The 18658-nt window shown below is 64.1% G+C and carries 17 protein-coding genes; 5 read left to right on the forward strand and 12 right to left on the reverse strand.

Features of this window, described 5'->3' with window-relative positions:
• The 3 genes from B2V90_RS00530 to B2V90_RS00540 all read left to right on the forward strand — a co-directional run.
• Window positions 1-572 (forward strand): amidase family protein (locus B2V90_RS00530; protein ID WP_293919428.1); only part of this gene is annotated, 572 nt, incomplete at its 5' end.
• A complete protein-coding gene (gene hpxZ / locus B2V90_RS00535) occupies window positions 569-949 on the forward strand; it encodes an oxalurate catabolism protein HpxZ (protein WP_048938630.1) in 381 nt (126 codons plus the stop codon). The genes B2V90_RS00530 and hpxZ, both read left to right, overlap by 4 nt.
• Window positions 946-1932, forward strand: coding sequence for a bile acid:sodium symporter family protein (locus tag B2V90_RS00540; protein ID WP_017502977.1), 987 nt, complete (start codon window positions 946-948; stop codon window positions 1930-1932). Before hpxZ ends, B2V90_RS00540 begins: the two co-directional genes overlap by 4 nt.
• A gap of 24 nt (window positions 1933-1956) precedes the next feature.
• Here B2V90_RS00540 and B2V90_RS00545 read toward each other — a convergent pair whose 3' ends face one another.
• On the reverse strand, window positions 1957-2490 hold the full coding sequence (locus B2V90_RS00545; protein ID WP_017502978.1) for a phosphoribosyltransferase: 534 nt from the start codon (window positions 2488-2490) through the stop codon (window positions 1957-1959).
• A 9-nt stretch (window positions 2491-2499) separates the two neighbouring features.
• Complete coding sequence (locus tag B2V90_RS00550; protein WP_017502979.1) at window positions 2500-3453, reverse strand: LysR family transcriptional regulator; 954 nt, start codon at window positions 3451-3453, stop codon at window positions 2500-2502.
• Between the two features lie 136 nt (window positions 3454-3589).
• Between B2V90_RS00550 and B2V90_RS00555 the strand changes: the two genes are divergently transcribed.
• Together B2V90_RS00555 and B2V90_RS00560 are read left to right on the forward strand one after the other, a co-directional pair.
• Complete coding sequence (locus B2V90_RS00555; protein ID WP_048938654.1) at window positions 3590-4588, forward strand: isopenicillin N synthase family dioxygenase; 999 nt, start codon at window positions 3590-3592, stop codon at window positions 4586-4588.
• Between the two features lie 584 nt (window positions 4589-5172).
• The gene (locus B2V90_RS00560; RefSeq protein WP_080993653.1) at window positions 5173-5583 is read left to right on the forward strand and encodes a hypothetical protein; all 411 of its coding nucleotides are present in this window, start codon (window positions 5173-5175) and stop codon (window positions 5581-5583) included.
• Here B2V90_RS00560 and B2V90_RS00565 read toward each other — a convergent pair.
• The 10 genes from B2V90_RS00565 to B2V90_RS00610 form a co-directional block, all read right to left on the reverse strand.
• The gene (locus tag B2V90_RS00565) at window positions 5558-9286 is read right to left on the reverse strand and encodes a conjugal transfer protein TraG N-terminal domain-containing protein (RefSeq protein ID WP_017502981.1); all 3729 of its coding nucleotides are present in this window, start codon (window positions 9284-9286) and stop codon (window positions 5558-5560) included. The genes B2V90_RS00560 and B2V90_RS00565 overlap by 26 nt on opposite strands.
• Window positions 9287-9301: 15 nt before the next feature.
• The gene (locus B2V90_RS00570; RefSeq protein WP_234893287.1) at window positions 9302-10666 is read right to left on the reverse strand and encodes a conjugal transfer protein TraH; all 1365 of its coding nucleotides are present in this window, start codon (window positions 10664-10666) and stop codon (window positions 9302-9304) included.
• A 149-nt stretch (window positions 10667-10815) separates the two neighbouring features.
• Entirely contained in the window at window positions 10816-11391 is a 576-nt protein-coding gene (locus B2V90_RS00575; protein WP_293919429.1) for a hypothetical protein, read from the reverse strand.
• Between the two features lie 11 nt (window positions 11392-11402).
• The gene (locus tag B2V90_RS00580; protein WP_414711563.1) at window positions 11403-12257 is read right to left on the reverse strand and encodes a conjugal transfer protein TraF; all 855 of its coding nucleotides are present in this window, start codon (window positions 12255-12257) and stop codon (window positions 11403-11405) included.
• A complete protein-coding gene (locus B2V90_RS00585) occupies window positions 12254-12853 on the reverse strand; it encodes a S26 family signal peptidase (protein WP_026109567.1) in 600 nt (199 codons plus the stop codon). Before B2V90_RS00585 ends, B2V90_RS00580 begins: the two co-directional genes overlap by 4 nt.
• Entirely contained in the window at window positions 12825-13562 is a 738-nt protein-coding gene (locus tag B2V90_RS00590; RefSeq protein WP_038293045.1) for a type-F conjugative transfer system pilin assembly protein TrbC, read from the reverse strand. Before B2V90_RS00590 ends, B2V90_RS00585 begins: the two co-directional genes overlap by 29 nt.
• Window positions 13563-13659: 97 nt before the next feature.
• Entirely contained in the window at window positions 13660-14748 is a 1089-nt protein-coding gene (gene traN, locus B2V90_RS00595) for a conjugal transfer protein TraN (RefSeq protein WP_017502987.1), read from the reverse strand.
• Window positions 14745-16670: a hypothetical protein gene (locus B2V90_RS00600; protein ID WP_159366124.1), complete on the reverse strand. Its 1926-nt coding sequence runs from the start codon at window positions 16668-16670 to the stop codon at window positions 14745-14747. Before B2V90_RS00600 ends, traN begins: the two co-directional genes overlap by 4 nt.
• A 362-nt stretch (window positions 16671-17032) precedes the next feature.
• A complete protein-coding gene (locus tag B2V90_RS00605) occupies window positions 17033-18046 on the reverse strand; it encodes a TraU family protein (protein WP_017500729.1) in 1014 nt (337 codons plus the stop codon).
• Complete coding sequence (locus tag B2V90_RS00610) at window positions 18043-18615, reverse strand: hypothetical protein (protein WP_017500730.1); 573 nt, start codon at window positions 18613-18615, stop codon at window positions 18043-18045. The genes B2V90_RS00605 and B2V90_RS00610 overlap by 4 nt, the downstream gene beginning before the upstream one ends.
• Window positions 18616-18658 lie beyond the last annotated feature (43 nt).

Genomic DNA, 18658 nt, shown 5'->3' on the forward strand with positions numbered 1-18658 from the left:
TGGCGCCGGACATGGCGGCGGCGCTGGACCGCCTTTCCGCCGGGCTGGGCGGGCTGCCGGTGGTCGACCTGCCCGATGTGGCGAGGGCGCGATCGGCCGCCTTTCTGCTCACCGCCTATGAGGGCGGGCGGCTGCATCGCGACGCGCTGGCGGCCGATCCGCTGTCCTACGATCCGGCGACCCGCGACCGGCTGATCGCGGGAGCGGCGCTGCCGGATGCCATATATGCGCAGGCCATGGCCTTTCGCAGCGTCTTTGCCGCCCATGTGGAGCGCGCGCTGGCCGACCATGACGTGCTGATCGCGCCGGCCACCTTCGGCCCGGCGCCGCGCATCGACGATCCCACCATCCCCATCGATGGCGCGCCGCAACCGGCCCGCGCCAATCTGGGCCTCTACACCCAGCCGATCAGCTTTCTGGGCCTGCCCGTGGTGGCCGCACCCCTGCCGGTGGCGGGGCTGCCCATGGGGGTGCAGCTGATCGCGGCGAAGGGTCGCGACAGCGCCCTGATCGATTATGCGACCATGCTGGAGGGCAGGGGCCTGATAGCGGCAAAAGGGGAAGGACGATGACCGTGAACGATGCAGGGGTTGTGGCCGAAGTGACGGCGCAGCTGGAACGCTATGAACGCGCGCTGATGGCGGACGATCTGGCAGAGATGGACGCGCTGTTCCACGACGCGCCGACCACCGTGCGCTATGGCGTGGGCGAGGTGCTGTACGGCATGGAAGAAATTCGCGACTTTCGCAAAGGGCGCGGCGGTTCCCCCCAGCGCCGCGTCGGCCGGATCGCGGTCGCTGCCTTCGGCCCCGACGCCGCCACCGCCAATATCGAATTTTTCCGCGAAGGGTCCGACCGGCGCGGCCGCCAGAGCCAGACCTGGATCCGCTTCCCCGACGGGTGGAAGATCGTGTCCGCCCATGTCTCCATCGAAGGCAGCGCCTCGTGAAGGCGCTGCTGGCACGGCTGAACATCGACAGCTATATCCTGCTGCTGGTCGGCATGGTGCTGCTGGCGTCCTTCCTGCCGGTGCGCGGGATGGCGGCGACGGTCGCGGGGGGCTGCGCCGACATCGGCATCGTCATCCTCTTCTTCATGCATGGCGCGCGCCTGTCGCGGCAGGCGGTGATCGACGGCGCGCGCCACTGGCGGCTGCACCTGACGGTGGCGCTGATGACCTTTGCGGTGTTCCCGCTGCTGGGCCTGGCCGTCCGGGCGATCCCCGGCATCGATCCCGCGCTGGGCACGGGTATGCTGTTCCTCACCCTGCTGCCCTCCACCGTGCAATCGTCCATCGCCTTCACCGCCATGGCGCGGGGCAATGTCGCGGCGGCGGTGTGCAGCGCCTCCTTTTCCAACCTGGCGGGCATTTTCATCACCCCGCTGCTGGTCGCCTTCCTCATCACCGGGCGGCAGGGCGGCTTTTCCGGCGACGCGGTCGTGACCATCGCGGTCCAGTTGCTGCTGCCCTTTCTGGCGGGCCATTTCCTGCGGCCGTGGATCGGCGCCTGGATCGCCCGGCAAAAGAAGCTGCTGACCATGGTGGATCGCGGATCGATCCTGCTGGTGGTCTATACCGCCTTCAGCGCGGCGGTGGTGGAGGGGCTGTGGAACCGCGTCACGCCGGACGATCTTGCCCGGATTGCGGGGCTTTCCGTGCTGTTGCTGTCGGTCGTGCTGCTGCTCAGCCATGCGCTGGGCAAATGGCTGGGCTTCAATCGGGAAGACAGTATCGTGCTGCAGTTTTGCGGCTCGAAAAAGAGCCTGGCGTCGGGCGTGCCGATGGCTGGCGTGCTGTTTTCCGCGTCGCAGGTGGGCGCGATCATCCTGCCGCTGATGTTCTTCCACCAGATCCAGCTGATGGTCTGCGCCGTGCTGGCCCGCCGCTATGCCGCATCCGACACCGCGCAGGGGACACTGGCCGGCGCATAGCCGCCCAATCGCGCACGGCCCGCCCTACAGGCTCAGCCGCTCTGGATCCTCGCGCGCATCCTGTTCCTGCATGGCGCGGGTCGCCACCGACCCCCAGGGGAAGATGAACCATCGCTTGTCGACCTGCCGGTCGATATTGCGCGACGCATGGTCCACCGTCTCGCGCGAACTGACATTGTTGATCAGCACGGCAAAACGCACATTGGCGGCCAACCCGCCATTGTCGATCAGCAGCGACCGGAATCTGGCAATGGTCTTGCCGCTGTCGTTGATATCGTCGACGAACAGATATTTTTCGCCCAGCTGGGTGCAGGCGGCCAGATGCACCAGCAGCGAATCCGAAAAGGCATGCACCTTCGAACTATGGTCGATGGACAGCATGGCAATGCCCATGCGGTGCGACAGGAATGTCGCGGGGACCAGCCCGCCCCGGCCGATGCCGACGATATAGTCGGGCACCCACGGATCCTGTTCGACCGCGCTGGCGATGGTTTCGACATCGGCCAGAAACTGGTCATAGGACATTTCGGAAAACTGGATATCTTGCGTCTGCGTCATGATGGGCCTTCAGGTGGATGATGGGGGTGCGGCCGGTTCGGCCTCGCTCGCGGCGTTCGCGCAACGGGCGAGCGCTGCGTTCAGCAACTCTACCAGCGCATGGACCGCAATGGCGGGATTGCGCGCGGACCGGACATAGATGCCCAGGTCGGCCTGAAGATAGGTGGGCCCGGCGATGGGAATATGGACCAGTTCGCCCCGCTCGATCTCATCCTCTATGCCGATCCGCGTCTGAAAGGAAATGCCCAGCCCGCGCATCGTCAGCTGCTTGGCCAGTTCGACCGAGCTGGTCTCTACCGCGCCCTGGGGCAGCTTGCCAAGCGCGCGCTGCAATTGCTGGCGGATGGACAGATCCGCCTTGGGCAGGATCAGCGAATGGGACAGGCAGGTCGCCAGCGTCAGGCTGCTGCTGCGCGCCAGCGGATGGTCGGGCCGCATCGTCGCGCCCAGCGGATGGCGGCTGTGGGACAGCTGGCGCAGGTCGGACGTCCGCTCGACACCGAAGGCGATGCCCATGTCCGCGTCGCCGCCGATGACCGCGGCGGAAATGGCGGCCGATCCCAGCACGCTGACGCCCACGGTGATGCGGGGGTGGCGTTCGCGCAGTTGCGCCAGCACATCGGGCAGCAGGCCCGACGTCAGCGCCTCCACCGCCGCGATCTCGACATGGCCCGACCGCAGGCCCTGCATCGCCTCCAGCTCCGACCGCACCCGTTCGGCGTCCTGCAACACCTCTATCGCATGGCGGGCGAATGTCGCCCCGGCATGGGTCAGCTTCAGCCCGCCGGGCAACCGGTCGAACAGCGGCGTGCCCAGTTCCTCCTCCAGCTTCAGCAATTGCCGGTTCACGGCGGAGGATGCGACGTTCAGCCGCCGTGCCGCCTCCCGCACCGAACCCGCCCGGCGGATGGCGTCGAAATAGACGATCATGGGGGCATGGAAACGGTGGGCGCGGTTGGACATAGCCGCTCCTGGGCCATAATCCCGATTCGGTCAACGTCCTCTTTTCGGCATCGGGGTGGGCTATAATCGATGCTTTTTTTCGAGCGGGCAGACAGGAAGAATGGGCGCCGATATAGAGGCCGAGCGAGGATATGAAATGACGCTGACAGCAACAGGGGATACGATTGAACGGGGCGATGCGCTGACCCTGCCGACGGTCGATATTTCCAGCCTGCCCGGTTCGGACGAAGGCGCCCGCGCCGCCGTGGTACAGGCGATCCGCACCGCCTGTTTGGACAAGGGCTTCTTCTATTGCGTCGGCCATGGCATCGACCCGGCGCTGCTGGCGCGGGTCTTCGCGCAGAGCGCGGCCTTCTTTGCCCAGCCGATGGACCGCAAGATGGAACGGGCGATGGCGCTTTCGAAGGCCAATCGCGGCTATGAGCCGCTGCGCGGCCAGACGCTGGAACCGGATTCGCCGCCCGACCTCAAGGAAGGCTATTATATCGGCGCGGAAGTGGCGGCGGACGATGAACGGGCGCAGAAATTCTTCAACACCGGCCCCAATGTCTGGCCCGAAGACCTGCCCGACTTCCGCGCCACGATGGAGGAATATTATGCGGCGATGCGCAGCCTGATAGCGGTGCTGCTGGAAGGGCTGGCGCTGTCGCTGGGGCTGGATGCGGACTATTTCGCGGATTTCCAGACCTCACCCATCGCGACGCTGCGGCTGCTCCATTATCCCGCGCAGGAAGCCAATCCGCATCCCGATGAAAAGGGCTGCGGCGCGCATACCGATTTCGGCGCCATCACGGTGCTGATGCAGGACGGGGTCGGCGGGCTGGAAGTGTGGGACCATGACGGCGCGCGCTGGCTGGCGGCCCGGCCGCTGGACGGATCCTTCATCATCAACCTGGGCGACATGATGGCGCGCTGGACCAACGGCCGCTATCGCTCCACCATCCACCGCGTCATCAACCGGTCCGGCCGGGAACGCTATTCGGTGCCCTTCTTCTTTTCCGGCAACCCCGAACATCGGATCGCGTGCATCCCATCCTGCCTGCCCGCCGGCGGAGCGCCCCAATATGCCCCGATCACGGTGGAAGGGCATATGCGCGAACGCTATTCGGCGACCTACAAGAAGGATTTCGGATAGTTTAGTAGGTCTTGGTTAATTTGACCCTGCCGTCGAACGTTGAACTGTTGTGGTAGATGCCTCACTTCGCTTGGCATTTAATGATGCGGAGTGGCACCACCGTGGTGCGCGAAGGAGGAGCATATGGCGAATGCGCGCATGCTGTCGATCAACTTGATAAAGTGATGTTTCTAAGTTTGGGGGAGTGATTGAGCAGGCGGGAGCGTCGATGCCTTTCGGGTGGCGAGGTGATACTTTGACTTTCCTCTGTGCCTTGACGTCGAAGCTGCCTCCCCCCTGTCGGAAGGCAGTGCAACGATTGAAGGTGCTATGAAGAGAAGGTTGTCGCGGGGGGGGGGGCGTTGCCGGGATTTCGGCTCTAGCGGTGACCCATTGGGTAACGCTGTATGTAAGACGTTACGCGGGGTTCGTTTCAGAGCCGATATTTAACCAGCGAGGAACTAAAGTCTTGAACGAGGAAGGGGGGATATCTGAAAGGCGAGAAAGTGAGAGTGGACTGCGTTTATATGTTTTTCCGTGTCTGCAGAAGATGGTACTATTGCCAATGAAATTGAATAGCATCGAAATCGAGATGAACAAGCGTGATGGCCCGCCAACTGAAAATTCGTGAATGGCTGTGGCGCCCGATGTATGCGCGCTTTTGGTGGAGTGCGGTCCCGCTGTACTGGGGCGGTTTATTTGCGTCCTCGCGCGTAGAATTCCTTGCTGATTTTTACGGTTCGGCTCTCGCGGGATTCATTAATGTTTTTTTCTTCCCGCCGATCGTAGCTATAGTTCTGTCGTACGGCTTTTTTAAAGCATGGCTGGCGGCAGGACATTTTGAAATGGATGATGAAACAGAAGAGTATTGGGAACGTAGTCCAATGCGCAATAGCCCTTCTGGCATGCTGCGTGAGTTCGATCCGCTAGACCCCGCCTCAGGCTCTAACTGGATTGGGAGTCCGTTGAATCCGTCGCACCCATTTTATGTTATTCGGCCCCGTCATTCTTCTTGAATGACGGATTTCCGTCGAAGGGGCCATTCATCAGATCGGTCGAGAACCTGCCGCTGTTGAGAAGTGAGCTTTGCTCATTAGACGTTACAGGAGCCATTAAATCGGCTGTTCCCCGAGCGCTGTCCGCGTCGCCGAGATACCTGTTCCGCAGCCCATTCGGCCCAAGGATTTCTGTCGCCAGGCGGTGGGAGAATGCTTCAGCTGGATTAGCTGATCTGGCGGCTGATCGCTCGGCATTCGCCAGAGCTTGTCGTACGTCAAAGTTCACAACGTTGAGCTGGGCACTTGCGATTTCGCTAGTCGATCCTGCCTCCTGACTCGAAATACCCAGCGACCCGCCAGCTTGACCGAACGCTGCTCCACCTTGTCTCGACCTGTTGGTCCGGCCTGCTTTTGCACTTGTCCCTCCTGACACTTCTCCGTTCACAGATATTTGAAATGCGTTCTGATCCTGCGCTGTCCTTGCGATTGCACGTTCCCACCCAGTCTGAGCCATAACAGCTTGCACATCTCGCTGAAGTGTGTCCGCCACCTGGGGTTTCAGGCGCCAGTTGCCCTTGCGGTCCATCTCGAACCCGCCGCGCAGCCAGTTGGCCATCGCCGCCTTGCCCTCGTCGCCGCCGCCCATGAAATGTTCGATCGTGTCGGGGCCGGCCTGTTTGCCGGCCTCGAACCTCGTGCTGCTGTCGTTCCGTGCCGATTTCTCGAACCCTGCGCTGCTGGAGACGAGAAGATCATTATGCGCGAGACTGAAGCGTGCATGGCCGCCATTGGCGACAGCGCCAAGCTGACTCTCGTTGAGAAGTCCAGCCTTCCACATCTGGGCCGCCGTCGCCGGTGTCAGGTTGAGGCTGAAATCACCATTTTGATCCATCGCTATCTGCCGCTTGGTCATCTCAATGCCGTTGTCCTTGAGCATCGATTGCACGCGTGACAGGCGTTCCTTGTCGACAATGCTGGTCATTCTGGCATTGCGCGCGCGATCAGCCACGCCTTCGGCGCCGCCCTCAGCCATGTCGACCTGGTTTCCGGCACCGTCTGACAGAGCTCGGATGAAGCTGTCGAGGCGGGCTGCCTCACGCGTCGACATGCCGGCGGCGCCAGCACCTTCCGCAAAGCCGAAATTCTCAGATTGGCGTCGTTGCTCGCCGATCCGGGCTGCGCCACGTGTGCCATCATGGCCGACCTCGCGTTGCGCATCGAGCTTGCCTGAGCGTTCGGCAAAATCATAACCGGCGGCCTCGCGCGTGCGCCCGTAGACGCTCGTGCCTTCGCGGGCCGCTTCAGCCGTCGCCCCGTCGGCGGTGCCGACCTCGCTCGCCGCCCGGTAGGTTTCAAGGGCATGCATGACCTGCGCTTCGCTGCGTCTAGTTGCGCGGGAGAGTTGGGAAATGGCGGTTGAGCGCGCCTCGCCGGAGAGGGCGTTGATGAAGGAGATGCGGCGGTTCATTTCATCCACCGGCACGCCAAGCATCCTTGCTGCGAACCGCTGTCCCTCGTTCCCGCCAGTCCGCCGAGCCTGTTCGGTCGCGACATTGCCCCGCTCGACGGCGGAAACCTGATCGCCCGCATAGTCGCGGCGGCCTTCCATCGCGCCGACCTGCGTTTGCGCGCCGGTAAGCTCATTCCGGAGCATCTCCTCTTGGGAGAAACTGTTGGCGATGAGCTTGGCAAAGGTCGGATCGGCATGGGCCTGTGAGATCAGTCCGCTGGCCTTGAGCGCCGCATCTTCAGGGGAATAGCCTGCGCGCTCGAAATGCCGGCTCGCGCCCTGCATCATCATGTCGTAGGCGCGGGTGTCGCCGAAGGCGCGCCACTGGACGAGGTTCTGGGTGAAGGCGGCAAAGGCCTTCTCGCCGCCCTGACCCGATCCGAAATAGCCTGTGCCCAGCTTCCTCAGCGCGTCCTTTTCCGCGAAATTGTGGATGGCGCCCGTGGCGGCTGCCGCCTGGACCGCGCCTTTGACCGATGGATCGGCGAGGTCGCGGCCGGCGAGCGCTGGTGCGAGCCCGCCAAGTTCTCGGCCGGCGTCGATCCCGCCGAGCCCTAGCGCGGCCTGACCTGGAACGCCCCCATGCGCGCCTTCGACGGCGCCGGCGGCGCCGAAGCTGCGCGTGGCGCCAAAGCTGGACCGCGCGCCGAAATCCCCGAATGAGGATGAGGCGCTGCGGCGGGTGCCCGTGCCGGCGGCAGACGCCTGGGCCTCGAGTGCCGATGCGTAGCCTTCCGATGTGGAGACCGTCGCCGCTGCGGTGGATGCCTGCGCCGTTACGCCCAGCGATCCGCTCGTGAAGGACGAGAAAACATTGCCCGAGAAGCGGAACACCGTGAACACGAAGGCGCCTGCGAGCCCGGCGCCAGCGGTGCGGAAGCTGCCGAATATGGCGAGCGCTTTCATGGCGGAGAAAGGGGCTAGCATCCAGGCATTGGCGGCCAGATGATTGGCCCGCATCTCCGCCAGCGTCGCGGTGGCCCGCCCAAGGGTCAGCTGGTAGATGCCGGCGTCGATCACGCCCCACAGCGCTACGAAGACGAAAAGTCCCAGCGCAAAGCTCGCGACCCGCAGATTGATTGGCGTGAGGATGAAGAGAAGCGCGACCGGCACCATGAAGAGCATGATCCCGAAGACAACGGCGCGGATCGTCGGGAACCATTCATTCGCGGTCGACATGGTCGCAAGCCCGCTCGATACGACAGCCCGGTTGGCCATCACGCGCGAGGCCGTCGCCGGGCTGTCCTCGAAGAGAACATCGCCCACGCTATGCCCAAGCAGGATGTTAGTGAGGAAGGCCTGGGCGGTGAGCGGGGCGCCCATCATCATGTCGCCCATTTCGCCCAGATTGCCGCGGCAGCGCGCGAGTTGATCCGCTTTTGCAATATCGTAGCCGGTGCGGGCGCAGACTTGGGCCGAATAGCTTTCAAAGATGGCGGGATCGGACAGGCGATCGGCGATGTGCTCCCAGGCCTCCTGACAGCTGACCGTCGTGCCGCCCTTGTCCGAGGCTGTGAAGACAGTGCTGAACGTCGATAGCCCGGCCATGGCAGCAAAGGCGGTAGGGAGGGCGGTGCTGGCGCGGAAGAGCTGGTCATCGTCAACGCCATAGGCCGGCGACACGCGCGCAACTGGGTAGCATTGGCGGACATAGTCCTTGACCGTTGCATCGAGGAAGCTGTCGGTCATGGGGCCGCGCGGCGAGACGGCGTTCAGGAACAGATCGAAGGCATGGCCGCCCGCGCCGAACTCGAGCTTGGCATGAGGATCGAGCGTATTGTCGTCGATCGTCTCGGCCAGCGCCCGTTCCATCATGTTGGTGACGCCGGCAACCAACACGATGAGGTTGGGAACGTCTCCCACCGGCTGGTAGGCGTTGCGGACGCGGTCATAGACATGGACCGTGCCGGTGGTTGCGACCAGGCCGACGAAGAGGCCGATCCCCACCAGCATCTGGAAGCCGAAGGCGACAAGACCCATGCCCGTGCCGCGGACCATGGCGAGCACCGCGCCCAGTGCCATGCCGACCACCGCCACGATCAGTACCAGCGTCTCGTAGCGCGGGTCGGCAAAGATCATCGAGACGAGGCGAAAGGCATCGACCGTCTCGGCAAAGCCGTCATAGCTGTGGAAACTGGCTTCCAGAGCAAGGGCCGGCTCAGCGAGGGCAAGGCTGGTCAGGATCGCAAAGAGGCGAACGACAAGGCGCATGGGAAAGGCTCCCCTTTAGCGATTGCGGTTTGTGGCGGTGCCGGCGGCGTCGCGGGCGTCCCGGTCGCGCTGGCGGACGAGACCGGCATAGTTGGTTGAGAGATTGGCTTGGTTGAGGGCGGCTATATAGGATTGGCGCATCTGCGAGCGCTGCCGCAGCACTTCTTCGCGCAGATCGCGAAGCTGCTCTATCCCTTTGGTGAGGATCCGCGTCTGGCAGATATTGGCGTTGCTGCTGTCCGCCGCGCCCGCCGCATTGGTGCCGCGCTCGGCGTTGGTCAGCGCGAAATCGATGCTTCGCGTGAGGTCATTCAGCATCTGATAGGCAAGAGTCAGCGCTACCAGTTCGTCGGTGTCCGCGATGACCGAGTCCACCACATCCTGGCGGACGCCCCACTCCAACATGCGATAGACAGGGAGGGTCCGGACGTTGGCGACAAACTGGCGTTCTTCGGCCGTCAGCGCGGCGCGTGTCCGGATTTTCTCGGCGATCGCTGTCATGCGTTCCCGCGTAAGGGTAAGCGCGCCCTTGGCTCCGTCGCGCGTGCAGTCGGCGCTGGTGGCAGGGATGCCAAGCGCACGCCGCATGACGCGGCCGCTCAGGAAGTCGTCGGAGGATTCGCTATCTTGGCCGGCGCAGGCCGGAATGGCAGAGAAAAGCGGCACCTTGTCGGTCGCGTCCCAGCGCATATAGACGTCGCCCACCCGCGCGCGCATGACGGCGGCCCAGTCCGCCGCGCCGACCCGGTTTGCGGCGTGAGAGATGAGCGATCCGGTCCTGAATATCTCCGTCACCTCAGCCGGGCAGTTGGCGAGCGCATCGCGCAGATCCTCGGTCGGATTATTGCCATTCGACTGGATTTTCTCGCGACTTTGCTGATAGCTTTTGGCATAGCCTTCCTTGACCGATTTGTAGCCGGTCATCTCCTCGATGATGCCGGACATATTGTCGTCGCCCTTGGCGATCTGGACCATGCGGTTGGCGAGGCGGCAATCATTCACTTGAATTGAGTTCAGGTAATTGGTGGCCGCCTCCATCTTTGAAATGATGTTTCCCATCTTCTCATCGAGCGTTTCGAGAAGATATTGGAAGGCGACGGCAGGCGCTGCCTGAAGAATAGTCTCGAGCTTCTCGACGAGATAGTCGGGATCGAGAAAGGACATGCCGCCAAGAAACATGTCGATGCCGCCGCAGCCTGCCTTCACCTTGGGGAGCGTCAGGCTCATCAGATAGTCGTTATGGACGTCGATCCGGCCCGACATGCCGCCGGCGGTGACATAGCCGCGCGTTTGATCCTCAAAGCTGCCCGGGCTGGTATAGGTGACATTGTCGAACCAATGCTCCGCCCAGCTCTGGGCTTGCGCGGGGGCGGGCGTCATGCCGCAGCTGGCAGCGCAGAGCGTGAGAAAGGCGGCGAACCGGCGAAAGAGCGCCTTGGTCTTCAGGCGCGAACGACAGGGGGTGGGGGCGTGGTGCATGGCGGGCTCCAATAGGGTGACGGATCAGGATCGACTGCGCCCGCCATTGCTCAGCCTTTCCGACGATGGGTGGATGGGGAGGACGCCGGCACACCGACGATCCCGGTGAACTTGGACATGGCGCGGACCCCTACGGCCACTCGCACGCCCGTCTGCATCTTTGCCGCTAGGTAGAGATTGCGGCTGATGTTGACCGCATGATCGGTGCCGATCGCGACCGGGATGATGCGATTGGGGTCTGCCAGTGGTCGGACCCATGCAACCGGGTGCCCGATCCAGGGGAGACCGAGGCGGCCCGAGCGGATCATTGCCTCGTCTGTCGAAATCGTCCGGATGGTCCAGCCATGGCGGACCTTCATCGAGCCAAGCTTGGTCCAGAGATCGCTGCAGGGGAGGCAGCCGGGTGCCGTGCTCATTTCGACCACATAGGCGGCGGCCTGGCCTCGCAGAGTCGCTTCGAAGTCCGGAGGATAGACGCTGGTGCGCGGAACGCGATCGAGCCAGCCTTTCATGGCCTGCTCGGTGTTGACCGGATGGACTGCAGCGCGCGCGGCTTCGGCTCGGCTCGGCGGCCCCGCGGCACTCACTGGGTTAGCGACCGCAGGCATCGCAGCTGCCAATGTCATGATGGCTGATCTCATGGCTTGGCGCCCTGGCTGACGGCCGGGTCACTGGCCGCGACCGGACCGTTGGCGAGCGCATCGAAGAAGCCATTCTCTTCGCCTGCCCCGGTCAGAAATTGCTCGGGACGAATGTCGCCGGAGAGCAGTTTCACGGCCTGATAGGCAGTCTGGATGAGATTGGGATAGGCCTCGACGCCATTGGCGATCACCATGCGCTGGGACGAACCGCGGCGGATCACCATGGTGGTTGGCGTGACCTCGACCCCAAAGCGGCTGGAAAGCTCAGGTTTGCGATCGAGATCCTGACTACTGACCTGCCAGCCCATCTCCTCCTGGAAGCGCTGGAGGATCGGCCATTGTACGCGGCAATAGCCACAGCTGGCTCGTGAGAACATGATGAGCGCGAACTCGCCCCCCTTGGACCGGAGATAGGCACGGCGGGTGGCGTCTTTCTGCGCTCCCATGGCGTCGCGCGCGTCGCCCACCACCGGATAGGCGGAGCGGGCGCTCAGTTCTGGTTGGGTGAGCATGGCGAGCTGGGTAACCCCGGCAAAAGCGCGGGCCTTGCGCCTGGCGAAATCCTGGAGCCGCCAGAAATCGGCGACAGCATCGACCGTCAGCACAGTCGCGGCATAGTCGCGCTGCTCGGTGATGAGCTTGGCGATCCGGGGCGGGCTCCATCTGGCGAGCTCTGTCATCGGCGGGATGACGGGCGCGGGCGGCAATTGATCCTCGCCCGCTTCGCCGGGGTCCGCGGGCTTGGGGGCATACCACCAATAGCCGAGCTTGGAGCCGCTGTCGGGTTGCGCGTCTGCCGATGCGGTGGCGGCCGCAAGCGCGATCGCGGCAGCGGCGATGCCCCGCCTCACAGCACCCGCTCCATGCGGGTCAGGCGTTCGATCCGCACTGGGCCAAAGTACCGGCTGTCAAAGCCTTCGGGATGGTCGGAGCCCACATAAACAAAGCCGGCTGGAATGTTCCGATTTCCCCAGCGCAGATGATCGAGGCGCTGGCCATTGCGGCCCATAGGGCGGCTGATTCCCAGCAGGCGGTCACCGCAATAATAGCTGCTGTTCGTCACCTTGCCATCGAAGACCGAATGGCGCTCGACCTCGCGCAGGCGCTCGCCCGGCATGCACATCGCCCGCTTGGTGACGCTGACGGGCTGGGGGCCGGCTATCGGATGGGACAGCGCGAACATGACAAGGTCGCCCTTGTGGATTGCCCCCGGCGCCGCGCGCACGGCCCAGGCGTCGATCGACGGGCTCATCACGATGGTCAAGGCTGGGATCGCCTGCCAGGTGATCGTCGCCAGCGGCACGGTGATACCCAGCGCGAGCCAGAAGCGTCTGGGACGTGCCTTGTGATCGCCGACCGCGCCGCCCAGCGCCAGAGCGGCTTCGCGCGGGAGCGTCTTCAATCCGTGGGAAAGCCGGTTAGCGGCCAGCCAGACGAGCCGAAGCATCGCGCACCTCCTCCTTGCCGCCGAGGCGGGCATATTCATCCAGCAAGCCAGAAAGCGCGGCGTCGCCGAGCACGAGATGGGCGGCACGAGGCGCGGTTTCGTCCTCCCGTTCGCAATAGGGCTGGGTCGGATCGCCCGGCACCATGGCGAGGGCGGGCACACGGGCTATGCCATGCTGACGGAAGAGGATCGGATCGATCACCACCTGGACGTTGCGCATCGTGCAGGCCGGCCCCTCGCATCCGGGATCGACGCGCAGCATCCTTGCCGTAAGCTCTGCCATCGGACCAATCTTCGTGAGACCTCCGGGTACGCCGCGAAAGGCGATGACCCCGCCGACCCGTTCGAGCTGTCCTGCGTAGGTTCGCAACGTCTCGATTGGCATGGACGAGGAAGCGAACAGCAGCGGCACCCAGGCCTTGGCCGATGCGTTCGAAGCGGGGGGTGCTGGCGTCGGAGCGCCATCAGGCGGTGCCAGGCCCAGCGCCTGATGAAGCCGGGCACTCATGGCCTGTTGCTCCGTCGCGAGCGCATTGGCTGCCTGGATTTGCGCTGCGCGTGCCTGCGCCTCCATCCGCGGATCGACCCGCCGTTTGCCCATGGCCTCGAAGGCACGTCGTTTGAGATCCGAAGAGGGGGCAGGGAGCGTGTCAGGCCCGGCGTGTATCGCTGGATTAGCGCTGGCCTTGGCTTGCCGAAGCTGTTCCATGGCGGACGTCCCTTGGTCTGCCGGTTGAGCCTCCCGTGCCTGCCCTGGCGCTGCGCCCATAAGCGCGAACGCAAGCATGAGCGGGGCCATATGGCTGTCAGGGATTGACGGTGCGCAGATAGGCATCGACCTTCTCCTCCATATCTTGTCGGATGTCGGACTGGGCGCGCGCCTCGATCTCCGCATAATATTGCGAGAGATCCATTCGGCTGAAATCGAGCGCCTGGAATTCTTCAGCGGTAAAGCCCCGGCAATAGGGCTGCTTGGGTGTTCCCCATCCCATGGCGTTGAAGGCGCTGAGCTGCGGTCGGCCCTGCTCCTGGATGATGCGGCCAAGCTTGGTGTTGAAGCAGCAATGGCCGCGGGCCTTCTGGATGCAGATGCCAAGGATCGAGGAGGAGCAATAAGTGCCGACCTCGTGGCACATCCCCGAACCACGCAGCATGCCGGTTTCCATATCCTGTTGGTCACAGCCCTGGAGCAGCACCTCCATCATGAAGTTGATGGCAAGGCTGATTGCGATCGAGGTGGGATCGAGCCCGACGATGATCGCGTTGGCGCCGGCACTGGCCGCCTGGCCCGCCGTCGCGCCCGCCTTGAAGGCGAGATAGGCGGCCTTGGCGCCGGTGAACACGCCCTTAGCGATCGCGATCTTGGTCGTGATCGAGCTGATCGAACCGCCCATGCCGTCCTTGACGATCTTGTCCCGATCCTTGCAGCAATTCTGGAAGGTGACGCTGGCGCCAGGCGGACGGCAGCGCAGCGCCCGGCCGCCAAATATCTCGATCGTGCCGAGGCAGTTGCCATCGGCGTCGACCGGGCCGTCATTGTCCGGTCCCGCGTCATCGACCAGAAGCTCATCCTCGACCGGATTGAGCGCGGTGTCGATGCAGGCGACGGGCGAGCAGGTCGGTGTTCCGCCTGCTGCTGGCACCAGGCATTGATGATCGGCCCCCAGCGGGCAGCTATAGGCGCCTGCGGCGTCGACCACGCAGGGTATTTGCTGGATCGGGCACTGCGTCGCGCCGCCAGCCATGGTGACGCAGCTCGCCATCTCGCCTTCGTCAGCCGCATCGCCATTGCCGTTCAAATCAGCGGCGCAGAGCTGGGCCGCCGATGCCGGCCCAGGAATGGTGACTGCAACGAGCGCGGCGCTCAGCAGTCCGAATATGATCCGTTGTCTCATGGCGTCCCCGCAGTGCAGGCAAGGTCGGAGCCGGCGAGGCGCACGGTCTGCATCATGACGGCGGCTTCAGGGAAATCGTCGAGGCAGCCGCAGGCGGTGACCAGTTCCTCCCCTTCGCCCAAGGGGCAGACATTGTCCGCGGTGCAGCTATGATAGAAACTGTTCCAGCCGGCCGGATCATTTTGGCTAGCCCCGACCACACCGGAGATAGCGACGTCGCTGTTCGCCCTGGGCGCACGGGTCTTGCAGATCGGCTCGCAGGCCGGAACCGTCCCGCGATCGGGCAGGGAAAATGCCCGCGTCGAGGTCGAGATCGTTCCGTCGCTCGACAGGGTGCGATCAGCGAGCAGGGTTTCGGTCGAATGGTCAATGATATAGGCGCTGCGCGACAGATCGGGCGCGCTGAGCTCACCGCTATCAATCAGGCATTTATAGCGGCGGTCCCGCTCGAAAAAGTCGCGGCTATACTGGAACGTGCAATGGCCCGTACCGATTAGACGGGTCTGGGCGAGGGGTTTGAGACCTGTATTCACGCCATTGGCGAAGGTCGTGACGCCGTCGACGCTCTCGCTGTCCAGCCTGCACGCCGCGTCCTGGGCATAGCCTGCGCAGAGATCCACCAGCCGTTCGGAAACCTCGCAGGCCGTATCGACCTGAACCTCGACAGTGACATAGCCCCAATTGCCATCGCCCCCGGCTCGCACCCGCGCGCCGACCGTCATGGCGCCGGCGCGCAGCTGGGGCGTGATGTCGATGGCGGTGCGATTATAATAGGGATCGCCGCTGATCCGGCAGTCACCAGATGGCAGGGCCTCACCGGTCCAGGGGCGCTTCCCGGCATAGCCGACGATCTGGCCGTTGACCCGTGCCTGGACCCAGTCGTCCGCGCCCATTTCCACGATCCGGGCGGAGACGATGCGTGCCGGCGCGATTGGGTCGAAGGTGGCTGTATGAATGGGCGGAACGCTGCCGCAGGTGCCGGAACCGCGGATCTGATAGCGACGGCAGCCGGTGCCGCAGGCGGTGGAGGTCACCGTTCCGGCAACGCCCAATATGTCGTCATAGTCCCAGGATTTGACGCTGATCTCCCGATCGATCGAGCAGCTCCGCGTGACCTCGGCCTTGCCGGTCGCCGACGCCGAACCGGCCAGCGCCTGAAAGACGCTGCTTGCCTGCGCGCTCGCACTGGCGTCCCCGCTGATCGCGGTTGGATCGGCGCGATAGCTGGTCGAAGATAGAGAAGGCGACGCGGTACAGGCCGTCGTCTGGGCGCCGACATAACGGATGACAGGCCCTTCGATGCTTGCCTGCGCCACCCCGATCCGGGGATCGGCCGTGGTGAGCGCGCCGATGATGCCCCCGCCCAAATCCTTGAGGACAGAATTGAGGTTGCCGAGCACCAGGTTGCTGCCGCAACTCGCATTGACGCAATAGCAGGCGGAGAGGTCGGTCAGCGGCACCTGGGTAAGCTTGAGGTTGCCGGACGACGCGACATCCCATTGGAAGGGGGTGCAGTTGTTCCAGCTGCCAGGGTCGCAGGAGACGATGCCGTTCGCGCAGATACCCGAGACCGGGACGGGAAGGGTCAAATTTTGATCGAAGCTGCCGTCGAGATCGCTGTCGCGCGCTATGCTCAAATGGGTGATGTCGCCGGTCGTGCCGGGCTGGACCAGCAGCTCCAGCATCGTCGCGCTCTTCTGGCAGGCCAGGCTGGTAGTGAAGGTGCGGCTGTTGTCGACGGTGCTGATCGCCTCACCTGACAGACCTGGATTGACGTAATTGCTGGTGATCGCGTCGCTGTCGCTCGACTTCGTCCGCGATGCAGCCGTCGCGGCGCGCGCGCGGGCCTCCATATCCTGCGCTTGGGTACCTTGCGGCGCGAGCGCCACGCTGCCCATGAAGATGAGGATCATGTTCTTCATCGGAAGCCTCCGGGCGAACTCGAAATTTCCGCAGGGGGCAGACGAAAGGCCTGTCCGCTGGCTTTCACGCGGGCGCAGGCACGGCCTTTTAAAGGTGGTCAGCACGGCCGATGTCGGATCAGGCGCTAGAGAGGGGGGGCACCCGATCCGAGCAGGGGGCTCACCGACCGTGCTGACCTTTCCCACGCTTGGGCCCGATCTGGCGGTTATCGGGCGCGCGAGGGAAATGGGGGTTGGAGCGACGCTGTGGAAGAACGGCGTCGCCCCGCCCTCGCCGCGATCGAACGTGCCGGCATGGCCTAGGCGGGCAGACCATCCGGAATGCTCGTTGATCGCTACGGGGGATGGGGGAGGTATCTGGCTCACGGGGTGGATACTCCCGCGCAGCAGATCACTTTTTCAAAAGACATGAACTGGGCATTGTCCTTGCCGGGCGCATGTTTGCCGCTCGACCAGAGGGCGCCGGGACGCCCGATATTGACGCATTTGCCGCCTTTGACCGGCTCCATGATCTGGAGCTTGTAACGGCTCTTGGTCCAGATGGGCTGCGCCTTGAAGGAGCAGCCGTCAGCCGAACTGATAGTGAGCGCGCCAAGACGGCCCATCAGATAAGTCCCGCGCGCGGCAAGCCCTGCCCAGGCCTCGACGCTGTCACCAAAATGGATGTCGCCCGCGACCGGATAGGTGGCGCCCCAGCTGCCCATGCACCAGAAAAGCGGATCGAGCACTTTGCCGGCCGCCGCCGCGGCGCTGTCGGCCATGCAGGCAAGGCCGGCTGCGGGGTTGCCGAAGAGAATGCCCTCGGGCTGGATGATCGCGCCCAGCGTCCCCGACTGCCAGGTCGGCAGCACCTCGGTGATCATCGCCACATCGAACCCGTCGTCCTCGATGCAGGGCAGGTCGGTGAACATGTCGAGCATCTTCCAGACCGGCGAGATATAATAATGCATCTGCGCGAACATTTTCTGGCTGTTTGTGCCATCGGCGATCGACGACTGACTGCCCTGGAGCTTGCCGCCGGTTGGCAGGAGATCTGCGCCGAGCGCCATCATGCAGCCGGGCTCGGTCACCACATCGATCATGCGATTGGGCGACCAGAAGCTGACCTTCACGCCGAACCAGAAGGTGGCGCCCTTGCGGCAGGCGCATAGCGGCTTGGAGGCTGACTGGGCGTCCAGTTCCTTGTCGAGCTTGTCGAAACTTCCGACCCGAACGCCGCCGATGGTGATCGGGAAGATGCAGGTCCAGCGCACTTTGGTCAGCGGATTGAAGATGGTGCCGGCCTCGCATTTGGAGGCCCGCGCGGGCGCACTGGCAGAGCCGAGCGCAAGCGCGAGAGAGAGGGCGGCGGCACGTAGGAGGGGCTGGCACTTCATGGCCGGGCGCTCCGAGCTGCGGGACGCTCCGGCGCATATTCGTAAAGGACGAGCTTCTTCCCTTCCTGCGCGACGATGACCGGCGCGACGGTAAGCCCGAGCCTTTCCTTTACGCGCTCCTCCAGGATGAAAAGCGGGCGGCCGGTGCGTTCGGAGAGTTCAAGCGCATCGCCAGCGGTCAGCAGGATGAAATCGGTGAAGCGCGCGGCCTTCAGCGCCCAGGCAAGATCGCGCGGATGGACAATGATGAGGCGCTGGAGCAGCGAGACATATTCGAGGGGATTGAAGGTGAAGCCCTTGGGATAAAGGACACGGCCGTCAGGCAGACGGATATCCTCATCGACCGTGTAGAAGGGAATGATGGTCCGGGTCCGATCGGCCGGAGCTGGTCCCAGCGACGCAGCCTTGAGCGCCGACCATTTGGCGCGAGGGCCGAACTTCGCCGCCATGTGAGGCGCATTGGCGACCCGTGCCTCGATCTCGCTCATCGCGTCAGGCTCAGCGATCGGCCAGGTGCGGCCAATCGTCGAGGTCGCGCCCTGTGCCTGCTGGCAGGCGAGGCCCAGCATGAGGGCACCGAGAAGCGCGTGGCGCGCGCGAGCGGGGAAGCGG

Origin of the sequence: Sphingobium sp. UBA5915, assembly GCF_002431195.1 — a bacterium.
GTDB lineage: Bacteria > Pseudomonadota > Alphaproteobacteria > Sphingomonadales > Sphingomonadaceae > Sphingobium > Sphingobium soli.